We start from the raw sequence: 14,666 nt of genomic DNA, 5'->3' as shown, positions 1-14,666 counted from the left end.
TGCTTAGCTTTTGCAGAGCCGGTAATTTTTGACCGGGATCAAAGCATCAACCCCGTCAGAGCGATTACTTTAAAACATGAATCAAAGGAACATTGTCGCAAATGAAGCTTTATCTGGCCTTGCTCCCACTTATTTTTCTTGGTTCTTCCCTTGCAGCACAAAGTGTTGGTCAATCGCTGTATTCGTCAAACTGCGTCCCGTGCCACGGCATAGACGGAAAAGGTGACGGTCCCCTCGCAGCGCAGCTGGGGACACCGCCAGCAGACCTGACGACGATAGCAGAGCGTCGCGACGGCGTATGGCCTATGCTTGAGATCATGGCGATACTGGATGGGTACTCTCGGAATACCCTACCCCGTGAGGATATGCCGGTGTTCGAGAACTTTTTGGACAATGAGATGAGCGAATTCGATACCGGAAATGGTCAAATGGTATTGGTGCCCACCAAGCTCATTGAAATCGTCAAATATCTTGAAGAAATACAGGATCCCGAGCCTACGTCCTATGTTCCATGACGCGGCCAGCTAATAAGATAAAACTCCAAGGATGCTGAATATCAAGTGCGTGGATACAGCCCTTGACAACCAGTGTATTGCCAAGGTGTTAACCGCCTGTGTCGGTACTGCAACCAGCCGCCAGGTTTAATTTACGCGATAAATGTTTTTCCCGCGCCTGCTTTGGATGCGGCGCAGTATCTGCTCCGGGCCTCACCGACCGAATATTTCAAGCCCCCGCACACGAAACCGGCTTAGCGAAACCGCGACACAGTCCGCCAACCCGGTTTTCACGTCGGGCTTGCCCGACCCCAACAGGGTTCTCTATTCACTCACGCCACGCGCAGCCTGAGGGTGCTCAGCCAGAAACCCCCGCAAAACAGCAAACAAAGCCTGCGCATGTTGAGCATCATCCGCATGCAAAGCGGCGCGAATATCGTCGCAGATCATTTCGTGTACTTTTTGTGGCCCGTGGTGAACCTGCATCAGGTAATTTCCCATCAGCGCAGCGTCATATGTGGTTAAATGCTCGTGCTCAGCGAGCGCATCAATCTCTGCCCGCGTGAGCGCGGACATGTCTTCGATATCTTCTACCGAAATCATGGTTCTCAGCCTCCTCACCCGTGAACACTAACCATCAAAACGGCATAGTACCTTGATTTCGCTCAAGCGCCGGCCAGCCCGATTTTTCATGCGAGATTAGTTTTGGCCTCTCCGCCAAAAGCGGTTAGCTAGGGTTACACTTTGTGACAAAGCACCTTTTAACGAAGCCAAGCTCGGAGGCATTACCATGCAAACAGCAGTTGTGACCGGGGCTGCAGGAGGGATGGGGCAGGCTATTAGCCGCCATCTACATGCAGATGGAATGCATTTGATCGGACTGGACCTTGACGCAGAAGGGTTGGGGGAACTGGCGGCTGAACTGGGTGGAAATTTCACGCCTATCTCTGTTGACCTGACTGATCCTGAGGCCATTTCCCGCACGTTTGCTGACATCAAGACAGAGCATGGCGGATTGGATGCTTTGGTAAACAATGCAGGAACCTGCCTCATGTCAGATTTCCCGCACATTCCCGCTGAGGAATTAGACAGACAGATGGCGATTAATTTTACCTCTGCGTTCCATTGCTGCCAGCAGGCGGTTCAATTGATGCTGGACCGTGACGGCATCAAGAAAATCGTCAATATTTCGTCGAACGGAGCCTATAATTTTGATGTTTTTGACCCGCCACACTACCGCGCGTCCAAAGCGGCGTTGGACACACTGACCAAAGACCTTGCCCGGCGCTATGCACGCGACAAGATCTGCGTGAATTCTCTGGCTCCGGCCATGACCGAGACACCGCTTTTTGGCGTCCTTACCGAAGATGTTTTGCAGTCAGCCATTGATGCCATGCCGCATGGCAAAGCGATGCGGCCTGAACAAATCGCATCTTGGGTCAGCTTTCTTATCTCGCCAGCGGGCGATGTTTCCAGCGGTAACGTGATTATCCTGAATCAGGGGCGCGATGTCAGATAAGCCGTTTGCACTAGGCACGCTTACTGAGACAGGAGCGCCTAATTCTATGGGTTCAGCTATAGACCTCTGGTGCTTTTCTCAATTCGGGCCACTGCCTTGGACAATGCCCATAGATCACAAAAGCATCTCGCTTGGATGCCAGACGCATGAGCCGGTCCGCGCTGGCAATTGCGGCGTCTTCGTCCCAGGATCCGGCAAATTTCTCGTCGATTTCTTCCGGTCGAGAGATCGCATCACTGGTTAGCAAAAAGGTGCCAGACGGAAGATCCACCATCACTGCGATCTGGCCTGGCGCGTGGCCAGGTGCCATCAGGACCGTAAGGCCCGGTCCGATCTCTACATCGCCTTCAATTTCCAGATAGTCCTGATCAGGCCATTCCAGTGGTTGTACGTCACCCCAATATAACGGGCGCGGCAAAGCGCGCTCCGTGGCCGAGATCAATATGGGTGAGGCAGGAAAAGCGCCCAATGCACCGATATGGTCGATATGGGTATGCGTACAAACCTGCAGTGTGATGTCCGACGAATCCAGCCCCAGCTTTGCCAATTGTGATTGTGGTAGATTTTCGGGGCCGCAGTGCAAGACCTCACCAAACTCAAACAGACGATCCTCCTGAACCGCAGCTTCGGTGTCGGTTGCGTATTTTTCGGGGAAACCCGTGTCGACCAGAATCGCCTCTCCGGCATCGGTGCGGATCAAAAACCCGCAAATCCCGATGATGCGGCCATTGGAATTGACCTTGAACAGCCCATAGTTCAGCACGGCCAGATCGCGTGGACGCCCTTTGACAAATCCTTTTGCTTTCACACACTCTCTCCTTGTTTGGTCACAAGGATTTCGAGCGCGGCATGAAAGTCAAGATACACACGCTTTTTCAGTACCTGCTGGATACAACAGAAGCGGACCCCGAAGCCTTCGTCGGGTTTTCTTTGTCCGAGTCTCCGCGTCTGGGCGAGTTTTGGGATGCGCTGGACCCAGCGCTGCCGCTGGATTGGAACCAGAAAAGCTTTCGCGGCTTACCTGCCCTTAGGAACCATGTATTGGATAGGGCTGGTCTTGCCGGCATATGTCAACCAGACGATGTTCTTATCACGGCAGGCGCGGCTGAGGCCAATTACCTTGCATTCATGCAATTGGTCCAGCCAGGTGACGAAGTGGTGACTGAACGTCCGGGCTGGCCGCAAGCGGGTGTGCTGGCTGAAGCAGTCGGCGCAACTCTCAAAGTGGTGGATCGGGATGAGGCCTCGGGCTGGTCCTTGCCACTAGATGCTGTTGAGGCCGCAGTGACCCAACGAACGCGTCTTATCTTTCTCACCAACCCAAACAATCCGACCGGACGCCTGATGACCCGCGGCGAACTTGAAAGACTGGTGCAAATCGCGGATCGCGTTGGCGCGTGGCTGGTTGTGGACGAGGTGTATGCAGATTTGGAATGGGAAGGTGCGCGTGCGCCTTCGATTGCCGGGATGTATCCGCGCGGCATCACAACAGGAAGCGTATCCAAAGCGCTTGGTCTGCAAGGATTACGCACCGGTTGGATGATTTGCCGTGACCCGGATTTGATCTGGGATGCAATCATTCTGCGGGAAAACTCCAGCGAGATTATGAATATTCTTGGCGAAGTCATTGCTGAAATTGCGCTGAGGCCCGACAGGTATGATCAGGCGATACAGACGGCGCGGGCAGCGGGGTTAAGAACGCTTGAGCGACTTGATGAATTTGTCTTGAGTCAACCGCGCCTGGAATGGGTTAAACCGCAGGCCGGGTTGATTGGCCTGGCACGGCTCGACGGGATTGATGGCAACGCGTTTGCCAAACGTTTGCTGGCCGATCCCTACCGCACGTTCCTTTTGCCGGGCTCCTCTTACGGCATGCCCAACCACATCCGACTGGGCGTCGGAGGAGGCACCGCAGCCAACCTGGATCTCGGGTTGGAACGTATGGGCGAACTTTTGGCGAACTGGCAGAGTTGTTAAACTCAGGCTTTGTGATGAAGCTGGGAAAACAAAGCAGAAGTACGCAACCTGAACTCCGTTTGGTGCGGGAGATATATTGCCCCCCAGCCCCGACCGCACGCTATCAAACAGCGGGTTAAAGTTCTGGGAAGGTCCGCTGCTGTGCAGGATTTCCGATCGGTCAGGAACCCAGATGAATCTCATTCATCCATGCCGTGAGAAATTCGCCTTCGCCATGGGATTGGCCGCTTGATAGGCAAAAACCTGCAGTGCAGAAACTCAGGAGATTTCCCATGCCCACTCTGTTGCGAATTGACGCAAGCGCCCAGCTTGAAGACCGTTCCCTGACCCGCCATTTGACCGGGCTGTTCACCCAAAGCTTTCTGGCTGAAGCTCCGGAAACCAAAGTGGTTACCCGCGATGTTGGGTTGAACCCTATTCCCGCAATTGACCATAAATTCATCCATGCCGCCTTTACCCCGCCCGAAGAGCGTGAGGCCTGGATGGACGAGCGTCTGGCCCTGTCGGACGAGCTGGTCGACGAAGTGATCGCGGCGGATATCGTCGTTCTGGGGGCGCCGATGTACAACTACGGTATGCCGACCGCTTTGAAAGGCTGGATCGACCACATCGCGCGGATCGGTCGGACCTTTTCCTTTGATCTGGCGCGCGGCGATACGCCGATCGAGCCGATCCTGTCGGGAAAACAGCTGGTGGTGCTGTCGTCGCGCGGTGAATTCGGATTTGAGCCGGGTGGTGTGCGGGCTCACCTCAACGCGCTTGATCCGGCGCTGGCGGCCTGTGCGCATTACTTCGGTGTAGCGCAGGCGGGTATCGATACGATCGCTATCGAATATCAGGAGTTCAAGGACGCGCGTCACGATGCGTCGGTTGAATCGGCTGAGACCCGCACCCGCGAACTGGCCGCGAAACTGGCCGGTGCGGCGGCGCAGGCAGCCTGAAACACACGTTTGAAACGGTAAAACCTGGGGGCGCGGATCGAAATCCGCGCCCCCATGGTCGAGGCTGCTGGCCGCCACTCCATTGCTCCTCCTTCAATAACCGGAGGGTTTATCCAGAGGTTCCGCGGGCACAGAACGGGTGAAGGGCGCAAACCGATTGCCGCCAGCGCATTAGCAGATTGTCGGTGCAATTGTCGTGATATCCCTGATGCCCAAATTGGGCATACCGGTGAATATCGCATGTCGTGAACACCGGGTGAGGTATCCTCGACCAAAGTCAGGATCGGGCGGCGCCTGTTAATCCACCCGTTGCCTGCCTGATCGCAGGCCTTCGAGGTCCCGCGGGGACGTGGGTCCGATAATGCCGTGGTCTAGACCGTCGCTGAAACCAATCAAGCACGGCAATGAGATGGGCAGATCGGAACTATATCATGTTGGCAGGCAAGGCGCTGAGCACGAACCGAAGCATGGACCCGAAGGACCCCAATCGAAGGCCGCGACAGAAAGCAGGGCGGGCACGAATTGATACAGCGACACCGCCATCGCGGATAAATCATGCTGCGCAAAACAGCTCGACCGAGACAGCCCCGCTTCCGAAGTCCGGGACCTAAGTCTTTGTCTTCTACAGGAGACTAAGCTGGCACCTGACAAAATCATTCAAATGACCGCCTCGAGCCCAAACCGGAAGCAGTCCGACTAAAATGTCCGCAAATGCAGCAACCTAATTGATCAAAACTCTGTCTGCGATGAAAAAACAACAGCGGCCGTGCGTTCACAGAGCAGGGAGTTTTTAGAAGCTTACGACCAAATTTCCTGCGAAACTGTCCATCGCGGCAGCGTCGCGTCGGACCGACACATCACTCCATGTATTGCATCTTCAGGTTTCGGGCATGTTGATGAGCAAGTAATCTGAATTCAGAGCTTTTTTCCTGCTGCGCAAAAGATTCGCGCTGCGAAGACAAGTTTGCAAACCAAAACACTTGTCTTAAGATTGACATATTCTAAGATATCGATGGGAGAAACGCTATTCAGCATGCGACAGGACTATGTCTGACGCAGCAGTGTAGGCTGTACTCCTTAAAATACACCCGCTCGTACAAGATCAAACAATCGAGGGATAATCCAAGTACTTTTAGGGAGGAAACATGACCGAACACTATAACCGCAGGAATTTCCTGCGCGGCTCTGCTGTTGCAGGCGCGGCAGCACTGGCGACACCCGCGATAGCGCAAGACAGTGGTGAAACATTGAAGATGCAAGCGGCCTGGGGCGGCGGTATCTTTCTGGAAAATGCGCAGTCCTTTGCTGCCCGGGTCAACGAAATGTCCGGCGGTTCGCTCACGATCGAAGTGTTGTCGGTCGACGCAGTTGTAAAAACCAGTCAGATGCAGGACGCTGTGCATCGCGGCGTTCTCGATGCAGCTCACTACGTTCCGGCGTATTGGTACGGCAAGTCGAAGGCAGCATCACTCTTTGGCACGGGTCCATGCTTTGGCTGGTCGAGCCAGGAAGTACTTGGGTGGGTCTATGCCGGCGGTGGTCAGGAACTCTTCGACGAGTTAATGGAAAACCTGCAGCTCAACGTTGTGTCCTTTTTCAACTCGCCGATGCCAGCGCAGCCGATGGGCTGGTTCAAGGAACACATTACCGATGCGTCGCAGATGCAAGGTCTGAAATACCGCACGGTTGGTTTGGCTGCAGATGTTCTGCTCGAGATGGGGATGTCGGTCGTTCAGCTGCCCGGCGGTGAAATTCAACCGGCGATGAAGTCCGGCCTTATCGATGCGGCGGAATTCAACAACCCGACATCGGACCGCGACTTCGGAATGCAAGACGTTTCGAAACACTACCACCTCGCGTCGTTCCACCAGAGCCAGGAGTTCTTTGAAGTCACGATCAACAAAGACCGTTTCAATGCCCTGAGTGATGAACACAAAGCGATTATCAAAAACGCTTCCATGGCCGAAAACTCCGGCTTCTACTGGGGCAACACCAAGCGTTACTCTGACGACCTTGTGAAACTGCAAGAAGCAGACGGAGTGAATGTCTATCGGACGCCGGATTCGGTAATGGCGGCTCAACTCGAAGCTTGGGATGTGGTGACGGCGCGGATCGCAGAAGAAGATCCATTCTTTGCCAAGGTGATGGAGTCACAGAAGGCTTACGCCAAAGATGTGATGAACTACCTCAACCTGAATCAGCCAGATTACAAACTGGCATATAACCACTACTTTGGTTGATCGCGGCTGAATGAAAAGGGGACTGAGCGCCATCTTGGCGCTCAACCTCCCTTTGAAATCAGAGGCACCTCTGGCGAGAGAGGCTGGGGCGACGAGGGAAAAAAACAAGATGAAATTCGTACACGCTATAGAAGGTCTGAGCCTCTGGGTTGGACGGGCCTTCGGTTGGTGCATTCTGATATTGACGCTGTCGGTATCCTACGAGGTGTTCGTGCGTTACGTGCTCAACGCCCCAACGGTGTGGGCGTTTGACATGATGATCCAGATGTACGGTGCGCTGTTTTTGATGTGCGGAGCATACGCCTTGGCGCAGGACACGCATGTGAGGGCAGATGTTGTCTATCGCTTGCTACCCGTCAAGGTTCAGGCAGGGATGGATTTTCTGCTGTATTTCCTGTTTTTCTTCCCGGGTGTGCTTGCGCTGGTCTGGTTTGGGTACGAGATCGCCGCAGACAGTTGGCGCTACAAGGAAGTTAGCTTCAACAGCCCCGCCAGCATTCAGATCTACTTCTTCAAATCGTTGATCCCGGTGGCTGGGGCCTTGCTGCTCATCCAGGGTGCCGCAGAACTGGTGCGTTGCGTCATGACGATGCGTACCGGCATTTGGCCAGAGCGATTGGCCGATGTCAAAGAAACCGAAGATTTGCTGTCGGAGGCCGATCTCAATGAGATCGCCGCCATTCACAGCGACGAAAATCAGTCCCGCTGACGCACTAGGAAAGATCAAGAGATGACGAACCCCGAAGTCGCCCTTCTGATGCTGGGCCTGTTTATTGTGCTTGTGCTGCTGGGCTTCCCGATTGCTTTCACGTTGCTCGCCATGGGCGTCGCGTTTGGCTATTACGCATATTTCCGCGGCCCGATCGATGGCATCAGTGATATATTCAACAACAACATCTTCTATCTGCTGAACCAGAACACCTATTCAGTGATGGAGAACCCGACGCTTGTAGCCATTCCGCTGTTTTTGTTCATGGGCTATGTCGTCGAGAGAGCAAACATCGTCGACAAGCTGTTTTTCTCGCTCTACCAGGCTGCTCGCAATCTGCCCGGCAGCCTTGCGATCGCTGCGCTGATCACCTGTGCAGTTTTCTCGACAGCATCGGGCATTGTTGGTGCGGTCGTGACCCTGATGGGTCTTCTCGCATTTCCCGCGATGGCAAATGCAAACTACAACAAGAGCTTCGCGTCCGGCGTTATCTGTGCGGGAGGCACGCTGGGTATCCTGATCCCGCCATCCATCATGTTGATCGTCTATTCCGCGATCGCTGATCTCTCTCCTTTGCGGCTCTACGCAGCTGCGGTTTTCCCGGGCCTGTTACTGGCGGGGCTCTACATCGTTTACGTGATCGTGCGAGTCTACCTGAACCCTGCGCTCGCGCCGCGGCCCAAGATGGAAGACGTGCCGCCGCCGCGGGAGATTTACTGGAACCTGCTTGTGAGTTTCGTACCGCTTACGGTGCTTATCATGCTGGTCCTTGGCTCAATCCTTGGCGGTCTTGCGACACCGGCTGAGGCTGCTGCCATGGGTGCACTTGGTGGCATGGTGCTGGCGGTGCTTTACCGATCCATGACATGGAAAAAGCTGAAGGAAAGCGTTTTCCTTACCGCCAAGGCAACGGCCATGGTCTGCTGGCTCTTCGTCGGATCATGGACCTTCGCATCCGTCTTCTCTTATCTCGGCGGCCATGACATCATCGCCGACTGGGTTGGCGGAATGGCTCTCGAGCCGTGGCAATTCCTCATACTGGCGCAGCTTATTATCTTTCTGCTGGGCTGGCCCTTGGAATGGTCCGAAATCCTTATCATCTTCGTGCCCATCTTCTTGCCCCTACTCGATGTTTTCGGAGTGAACCCTTACTTTTTCGCGATGCTCGTGGCGCTGAATCTGCAAACCTCATTCCTCACGCCGCCAATGGCGATGTCGGCGTATTACCTGAAAGGAGTGTTGAAAAAACAGATCGAGCTGATGCAGATCTTCCGCGGCATCATGCCGTACCTTGGGATTGTCATTCTGACGATGGTGCTGATGTATCAGTTCCCGGGCATCGCGCTGTGGTTCCCTGATTATCTTTTCGGACCCTACATCCCATGAAGATCAAGCCTCATGATCTCAGCGCGGTGCAGGCGGCGGGTTTCATCGCTTCGGGTCAGTTAAAGTCTGTTCAACTGGTGCAGTCCTGTCTCGACAGAATCGCCGAGACGGACGGCACCATCAAAGCCTGGGCCTACCTCGACCCGGAATACGCGTTGGAGCAAGCGGCGGCGCTTGATCGAAGGCGTCAAGCAGGTCTACCGACAGGTCCGCTGCATGGATTGCCTGTGGGCCTGAAAGACATAATCGACACGCGGGACATGCCCACTCAGCGCGGAACGCCAATCTTCGAGGGCCGCCAGACCGCAGAGGACGCGCGTATTGTGGAGATGTTGCGCGAAGCCGGTGCGGTTATAATGGGCAAGACGGTCACGACCGAGCTCGCCTTCGTGCATGCCAACGAGACGCGTAACCCGCACAACGCGGATCGAACGCCCGGTGGGTCCTCCAGTGGCTCGGCCGCTGCGGTCGCTGCCGGTCATGTGCCGCTTGCAATCGGAACACAGACAAACGGATCGGTGATCCGTCCGGCCTCATTCTGCGGGACATTCGGCTTCAAACCAACGCGCGGCACGATCCCTCGCACAGGTGTTCTTCAGACGTCCAAATCGCTCGACCAGATCGGCACATTTGCTCGCAGGCTGGAAGATGTCGCCCTGTTGGCCGACGCCATCAGCGGCTACGATCAACGCGACCCTGAGAGTTACCCGCATGCACGACCCTCGACCGTCGAAGGCGCGCGTCAGGAGGTGCCGGTCGATCCGGAACTCGCCTGGTTCAACCTGCCGTTCAATGACCGTCTTTCAGAAGCTGCTGCGGAAGGTCTTGAAAGCGTGATCGAAGTTCTCGGATCCCGCGTGACCCGCATGGACCCGGCCGATCAGCTGGGCGAGTTGGTGGCGGTTCAGGCCCGCATCCATGAATATGAAATCGCCCGCCATCAGGCCGAGGTGTTCGACGCGCACTGGGACCAGATCAGCAATACGCTGAAACCGATCATCGAAAGGGCGCGCAAGATCGGAGAGGCCGAGTATCAGGACGCGCTGGCCGTGAAAGCGTCAGCCGAAAGCTTCTTTGCAGAGTTCTTTCAGGATTATGACGCTATCCTCGCGCCCTCTGCTGCCGGAGAAGCAGTGCCATTCGGCTCAAACACGGGCGATCCAATCTTTTGCACTCTGTGGACGCTCGTAGGGTTGCCTTGTGTTACGCTGCCGCTTTTGGTGGGTGAAACAGGATTGCCCATCGGCGTGCAGCTGATCGGCCCCGCACAGAAGGATGATCGGTTGTTACGCACAGCGCGCTGGTGCCAGAACCATATCGCGGCGAAGGCCGCGTAACCGAAGGGATACCCCATGTCTTACATCACGAAACTCATCGTCGGCTTTATCGGCACAGCCCTGCTTGTGATCTTCGTGGGCGAGCTCTCGCACAGCATTTCTACCGGTTTTGCAGGGTTCTGGGGCGGCTTCCCATTCATGGTGATCGTGATCGTGGTTTGCGCACTAGCGATCTATGATTACTGGGATGAGTGCATTCGAAAGAGGGACTGACGATGCCCAAACCCCGCCTTTGGATCACCCGCCGTCTGTCTGATGCCACGATCGAACGGGCGATGCGGGACTATGACACCGATGTAAACTATGAAGATACGCCCGGCACGGCGGAGGATCTTATTGCTGCCAGCGCGGAATACGATGCGATCATTCCCTGTCATTCAGAGCATTTCAGCGCGGATGTGGTGCGGCGCTTTGCACCGCGGCTCAAGATCGTCGCGAACCACTCCGTCGGCGTGGATCACTGTGACCTGCCCGCGCTGGCTGCGCGCGGTATTGCTGTGACCAACACGCCGGACGTGCTGTCCGACGCAACGGCAGAGCTTGCTATGCTGCTGATGCTTGGCGCTGCGCGCCATGCGGTTGCCGGTGACAGGATCGTGCGGACCGGAGCCTGGGATTTCTGGTCACCTTCCTTCATGGTCGGCAAGCAAGTCACCGGGTCCAGGCTGGGCATCGTCGGCATGGGGCGCGTGGGCCGGGCTTTTGCCGCCAAGGCCAAAGGGTTCGACATGGAGATCCATTACTTCAACCGTTCCGAATTGCCGCCTGATCAGGCCTTTGGCGCAACCTACCACGACAGTATCGAGTCCCTTCTCAAAGTCGCGGATTTCCTTTCACTACATTGCCCTGCCACGCCCCAAACAACCAACCTTATGAATCGGGAACGGTTCGACCTCTTGCCAAAGGGGGCCGTCCTCGTGAATGCCGCACGTGGCGCGCTGGTGGATGAGACCGCCTTGCTCGACGCGCTCGCTAAAGGGCAGATAAGTGCTGCGGGCCTCGATTGCTTTCAGGTCGAACCGGGTGGCAACCCTGCCTTTGCGGACCACGAAAATATCTTCATGCTGCCGCATATTGGCAGCGCCACGACCCGCACACGGGACGCAATGGGATTTCGGGCGCTCGACAACCTCGATGCCTTTTTCGCCGGACAAACGCCGCGCGACCTCCTCTGACTTCGAAGGACAGTACCAATGACAAAAGTAGCATTCCTCGGCCTCGGCGTAATGGGTTATCCGATGGCCGGCCATCTCAAGTCCGCCGGACACGATGTGACCGTTTTCAACCGTACGATGGCCAAGGCGGAAAAATGGGTGTCGGAACATGGCGGACGTGCGGCTAAAACGCCAGCCGAAGCCGCAGACGGTGCAGAAATGGTCATGGCCTGCGTTGGCAACGACGACGATCTGCGTGCCGTTTGTCTTGGCGACACGGGCGCATTTTCAACCATGTCAAGCGGCGCGTTGTTCGTGGACCACACGACCGTATCCGCAAAAGTCACGTCAGAGCTTTACGCAGAGGCGAAATCGAAAGGCGTCGCTTTCGTCGATGCGCCCGTGTCCGGCGGGCAGGCCGGTGCGGAAAACGGGCAGCTGTCGATCATGTGCGGTGGGGACGAACCGGACTACGCGCGTGCCGAACCCGTGATGGCAAGCTATGCCAAGCTTTGCCGTCGTCTTGGCGAAAGCGGCGCGGGGCAATTGACGAAGATGGCGAACCAGATCGCGATTGCCGGTCTCGTCCAGGGCCTCTCGGAAGCGCTGCATTTTTCCAGCAAAGCGGGGCTCGACGGGCGCGCGGTGGTCGAGGTCATTAGCCAGGGCGCCGCTGGCAGCTGGCAGATGAGCAACCGGTACGAGACGATGCTCGACGACCACTTTGAACATGGGTTCGCTGTCGACTGGATGCGGAAAGACCTCGGGATCTGCCTGAACACTGCGAATGAAAACGGCGCGAGTCTTCCCGTTACCGCGCTTGTGGATCAATTCTACAAGGACGTTCAGAAGATGGGCGGCGGACGCTGGGACACCTCCAGCCTTTTCAAACGTTTGCAACAACTCTGAAACGCATATCGCAGGTCTGCAATCGGCCACTTGAGGAAGCGGTATGAAATCCATTTTGATTACAGGAGCAAGCTCCGGTATCGGTGCAGCGACATCAGACGTGTTTCTCGATTATGGTAAGCAGGACCGCGTTTGCCTGCGCGCCGCGCCGCACTGCTAGAGAATCTGGCGGCTCGATATCGGCACATGCGTCACCGAAGAAGCCGCGCAGAGACAAACATGAACTGCGTAAAACAGCTTGGCCAAGGTCTCATGGCATGCGACTACGACCAGCAAGTCGCTGGGTTTCAGGTTCGGATCGCGGTGCTCAACCGCCCCACAACTCTTGGCATGCCAGTCACAGAGCCCGCAGGATAAGTCCCTCCGGGCAAAAGAGAGGTCTGCCCTTCAACCGATTTGTGCAACAAAGCCACTACCAGACTGTGAACTGAGTTGTCCACCGCTAGCGATGGAAATAATTCACACCATGTTTCACTGCCGACGTCCTCTACAACTCGTGACAGCATCGGTTCACAGTCCGATGCAAACCTTTCTTCCATTCGCTTCACGGGCTCAATTTAGGCGGGACGCTTAAAGCGACTCTGAAGGAAAGGCGCGAAGCGGTCGTTGCGCTTTGCAGTACAGTGATATGGATGTCGACCAGATTACTTCCGCCACTCACGCCTTGCAAAAGGGGCAAGTCCATTCGGCCATCTTTCCGCTTGGTAGTTCACTCCATTCGACATCAAACAAACGTCACTACGCGGCACGCTTCGGTTTGACGCTGCCAATACGGTTTACATCGGTGTGAGGAAAAAACTCCGCCCAGACATGCCAGAACAGGCCTGCCCGCAAAGTTTCAACCCGGGTGAGTTGTCCTTGATCGCTATTTCCCCGGAAATCACAGCGCTCAACTGGTTTACCACTGTCGTTGTACCAGACACCGAGGCTTTCAAAGTGTGGATCAATTTGCACTACAAGGTCGCGCCCGCCAACGCGCGTGTTCAGCAACCAGTTTTGGTCAACCACGAAATCATCGGTCCAACAGGCGGCATCTGACCCGATGGTCACGCCCCAAACGAGTGCCTTGTTGGGCAAGCGTGTGTCAGGCGGGCGCTCCATGTTGTCCATGACAGGATCAGCCTCTTGATGCTGCCTGGCGATACCCCATCCAAAAATCATCTCCAGCGCCATGTCGAGCAGTCTCAGAACCGGGTTCTTCGACGGTTTGTTCAGAAAGACCTCACCGTTCGGATAGGCTTTCTTGAAGCCACGGAATGTCATACGGAAGGTTGGCCATGGCTTCATCTGGGCTTCTGGGCGCAATGGATAGGCGGGTCCGTCCGACGCGGTGTCCCGGTCTGCTTCGCGGAACCCATAAATGTGTTGAATAGGTTCCCCTGTGTCGTTGTCGCGCAAGATCAGGTTGTTGCCATGCTGAGCAAGAACTTCAAGATTCAACCGTCTTCCTTCGATTGAGGGCGCGTATCCCTGACCAAGATTGGCCATTGCGCAGTAGGTCATGACCACGTCTTCGCCCCCAAGCCCCTTGGCGTCGCCAGCCAAATGGGGCCGCATGATCTGAGCGTCAGGATGCGCACGGGCATGATCGCCGTTTACCATTACGATCACGGGTGCATTGGGGCCGACATACTGCTCCGCTTCAGCAATGCTGTAATACTGCGCGGTGTTCAGCTGGTTTCTCAACCCTAAATGGACCCAGACATAGGGAAAGCCATATAGAACCAACGCCAAGACAAAGCCCAACCACCATATCGCACGCACGCCGCCTCCAAACGCAAAGTGGGCGATTGTGGCAATTGCAAAAGCCGCCAGGCCAATCCCAATCAGCCGAAATTCGTTGCGAATAAAGCGGATCATGTTTTCGCGCTTTACCTTCAACAGCATCTGAGACACGTCGCCGAGGTCTCGAAAGTAGACGAAGCCGATTCCCAAAGAGATAACGAGGCCGGTATAGAAGATCAGGGTAGCAAGCATGGAAGTGCCTCTCGAATGCGGGA

Annotated in this window: 15 protein-coding genes and 1 pseudogene; 12 read left to right on the top strand and 4 right to left on the bottom strand. The window is 55.7% G+C overall.

What is annotated here, in order from left to right:
- Positions 1-101 precede the first annotated feature (101 nt).
- Entirely contained in the window at positions 102-515 is a 414-nt protein-coding gene (locus tag LCM21_RS17030) for a c-type cytochrome (RefSeq protein WP_224891674.1), read from the top strand.
- 303 nt (positions 516-818) lie between these two features.
- On the opposite strand, the gene LCM21_RS17025 is transcribed toward LCM21_RS17030, so the two are convergent.
- Positions 819-1,097, bottom strand: a complete 279-nt coding sequence (locus tag LCM21_RS17025) for a hypothetical protein (protein ID WP_068339431.1) — start codon at positions 1,095-1,097, stop codon at positions 819-821.
- Positions 1,098-1,284: 187 nt separating this feature from the next.
- Here LCM21_RS17025 and LCM21_RS17020 point away from each other — a divergent pair, with 187 nt between their 5' ends.
- On the top strand, positions 1,285-2,013 hold the full coding sequence (locus tag LCM21_RS17020) for an SDR family NAD(P)-dependent oxidoreductase (RefSeq protein ID WP_224891673.1): 729 nt from the start codon (positions 1,285-1,287) through the stop codon (positions 2,011-2,013).
- Positions 2,014-2,065: 52 nt separating this feature from the next.
- On the opposite strand, the gene LCM21_RS17015 is transcribed toward LCM21_RS17020, so the two are convergent.
- Positions 2,066-2,821, bottom strand: coding sequence for an N-acyl homoserine lactonase family protein (locus LCM21_RS17015; RefSeq protein ID WP_224891672.1), 756 nt, complete (start codon positions 2,819-2,821; stop codon positions 2,066-2,068).
- A gap of 41 nt (positions 2,822-2,862) precedes the next feature.
- On the opposite strand from LCM21_RS17015, the gene LCM21_RS17010 reads away from it, so the two are divergent.
- Together LCM21_RS17010 and LCM21_RS17005 are read left to right on the top strand one after the other, a co-directional pair.
- Complete coding sequence (locus LCM21_RS17010; RefSeq protein ID WP_224891671.1) at positions 2,863-3,990, top strand: pyridoxal phosphate-dependent aminotransferase; 1,128 nt, start codon at positions 2,863-2,865, stop codon at positions 3,988-3,990.
- Positions 3,991-4,262: 272 nt separating this feature from the next.
- Positions 4,263-4,931 (top strand): FMN-dependent NADH-azoreductase, encoded by a 669-nt coding sequence (locus tag LCM21_RS17005; protein WP_224891670.1) that lies wholly within the window; start codon positions 4,263-4,265, stop codon positions 4,929-4,931.
- Here LCM21_RS17005 and LCM21_RS20910 read toward each other — a convergent pair.
- The gene (locus tag LCM21_RS20910; RefSeq protein ID WP_224891831.1) at positions 4,847-5,233 is read right to left on the bottom strand and encodes a DUF1989 domain-containing protein; all 387 of its coding nucleotides are present in this window, start codon (positions 5,231-5,233) and stop codon (positions 4,847-4,849) included. The two genes, LCM21_RS17005 and LCM21_RS20910, sit on opposite strands and share 85 nt — an antisense overlap.
- Positions 5,234-6,076: 843 nt before the next feature.
- On the opposite strand from LCM21_RS20910, the gene LCM21_RS16995 reads away from it, so the two are divergent.
- The 8 genes and pseudogenes from LCM21_RS16995 to LCM21_RS16960 all read left to right on the top strand — a co-directional run.
- Positions 6,077-7,171: a TRAP transporter substrate-binding protein gene (locus LCM21_RS16995; protein WP_068339457.1), complete on the top strand. Its 1,095-nt coding sequence runs from the start codon at positions 6,077-6,079 to the stop codon at positions 7,169-7,171.
- A gap of 109 nt (positions 7,172-7,280) precedes the next feature.
- Positions 7,281-7,880, top strand: coding sequence for a TRAP transporter small permease subunit (locus LCM21_RS16990; protein WP_224891669.1), 600 nt, complete (start codon positions 7,281-7,283; stop codon positions 7,878-7,880).
- 21 nt (positions 7,881-7,901) lie between these two features.
- Positions 7,902-9,266 (top strand): TRAP transporter large permease, encoded by a 1,365-nt coding sequence (locus LCM21_RS16985; RefSeq protein ID WP_224891668.1) that lies wholly within the window; start codon positions 7,902-7,904, stop codon positions 9,264-9,266.
- Positions 9,263-10,603 carry an amidase gene (locus tag LCM21_RS16980; protein ID WP_224891667.1) on the top strand — a complete coding sequence of 447 codons (1,341 nt, stop codon included), beginning with the start codon at positions 9,263-9,265 and terminating at the stop codon, positions 10,601-10,603. The genes LCM21_RS16985 and LCM21_RS16980 overlap by 4 nt, the downstream gene beginning before the upstream one ends.
- 15 nt (positions 10,604-10,618) lie before the next feature.
- Positions 10,619-10,816, top strand: coding sequence for an amino acid permease (locus tag LCM21_RS16975; RefSeq protein ID WP_068339470.1), 198 nt, complete (start codon positions 10,619-10,621; stop codon positions 10,814-10,816).
- Between the two features lie 2 nt (positions 10,817-10,818).
- The gene (locus tag LCM21_RS16970) at positions 10,819-11,778 is read left to right on the top strand and encodes a 2-hydroxyacid dehydrogenase (protein WP_224891666.1); all 960 of its coding nucleotides are present in this window, start codon (positions 10,819-10,821) and stop codon (positions 11,776-11,778) included.
- 18 nt (positions 11,779-11,796) lie between these two features.
- Entirely contained in the window at positions 11,797-12,666 is an 870-nt protein-coding gene (locus tag LCM21_RS16965; RefSeq protein ID WP_224891665.1) for an NAD(P)-dependent oxidoreductase, read from the top strand.
- Between the two features lie 192 nt (positions 12,667-12,858).
- A pseudogene (locus tag LCM21_RS16960) lies at positions 12,859-13,023 on the top strand (IS5/IS1182 family transposase); the annotation flags it as partial.
- A 381-nt stretch (positions 13,024-13,404) separates the two neighbouring features.
- On the opposite strand, the gene LCM21_RS16955 reads toward LCM21_RS16960, so the two are convergent.
- Positions 13,405-14,643, bottom strand: coding sequence for a DUF3179 domain-containing (seleno)protein (locus LCM21_RS16955; protein WP_224891664.1), 1,239 nt, complete (start codon positions 14,641-14,643; stop codon positions 13,405-13,407).
- Positions 14,644-14,666: the final 23 nt, after the last annotated feature.

This window comes from Ruegeria profundi (genome assembly GCF_020171505.1).
In the GTDB taxonomy this organism is placed as follows: Bacteria; Pseudomonadota; Alphaproteobacteria; order Rhodobacterales; family Rhodobacteraceae; genus Ruegeria; species Ruegeria profundi.
The sequence above is the reverse complement of the archived record's forward strand: the minus strand, read 5'-3'. Positions and strand labels throughout refer to the sequence as shown.

Coding starts and splice junctions, on each gene's coding strand:
- LCM21_RS16955 (WP_224891664.1), bottom strand. CDS start 14,643: ATGCTTGCTACCCTGATCTTCTATACCGGCCTCGTTATCTCTTTGGGA.
- LCM21_RS16975 (WP_068339470.1), top strand. CDS start 10,619: ATGTCTTACATCACGAAACTCATCGTCGGCTTTATCGGCACAGCCCTG.
- LCM21_RS16970 (WP_224891666.1), top strand. CDS start 10,819: ATGCCCAAACCCCGCCTTTGGATCACCCGCCGTCTGTCTGATGCCACG.
- LCM21_RS17020 (WP_224891673.1), top strand. CDS start 1,285: ATGCAAACAGCAGTTGTGACCGGGGCTGCAGGAGGGATGGGGCAGGCT.
- LCM21_RS16965 (WP_224891665.1), top strand. CDS start 11,797: ATGACAAAAGTAGCATTCCTCGGCCTCGGCGTAATGGGTTATCCGATG.
- LCM21_RS17005 (WP_224891670.1), top strand. CDS start 4,263: ATGCCCACTCTGTTGCGAATTGACGCAAGCGCCCAGCTTGAAGACCGT.
- LCM21_RS17010 (WP_224891671.1), top strand. CDS start 2,863: ATGAAAGTCAAGATACACACGCTTTTTCAGTACCTGCTGGATACAACA.
- LCM21_RS16980 (WP_224891667.1), top strand. CDS start 9,263: ATGAAGATCAAGCCTCATGATCTCAGCGCGGTGCAGGCGGCGGGTTTC.
- LCM21_RS16995 (WP_068339457.1), top strand. CDS start 6,077: ATGACCGAACACTATAACCGCAGGAATTTCCTGCGCGGCTCTGCTGTT.
- LCM21_RS17030 (WP_224891674.1), top strand. CDS start 102: ATGAAGCTTTATCTGGCCTTGCTCCCACTTATTTTTCTTGGTTCTTCC.
- LCM21_RS17025 (WP_068339431.1), bottom strand. CDS start 1,097: ATGATTTCGGTAGAAGATATCGAAGACATGTCCGCGCTCACGCGGGCA.
- LCM21_RS16985 (WP_224891668.1), top strand. CDS start 7,902: ATGACGAACCCCGAAGTCGCCCTTCTGATGCTGGGCCTGTTTATTGTG.
- LCM21_RS16990 (WP_224891669.1), top strand. CDS start 7,281: ATGAAATTCGTACACGCTATAGAAGGTCTGAGCCTCTGGGTTGGACGG.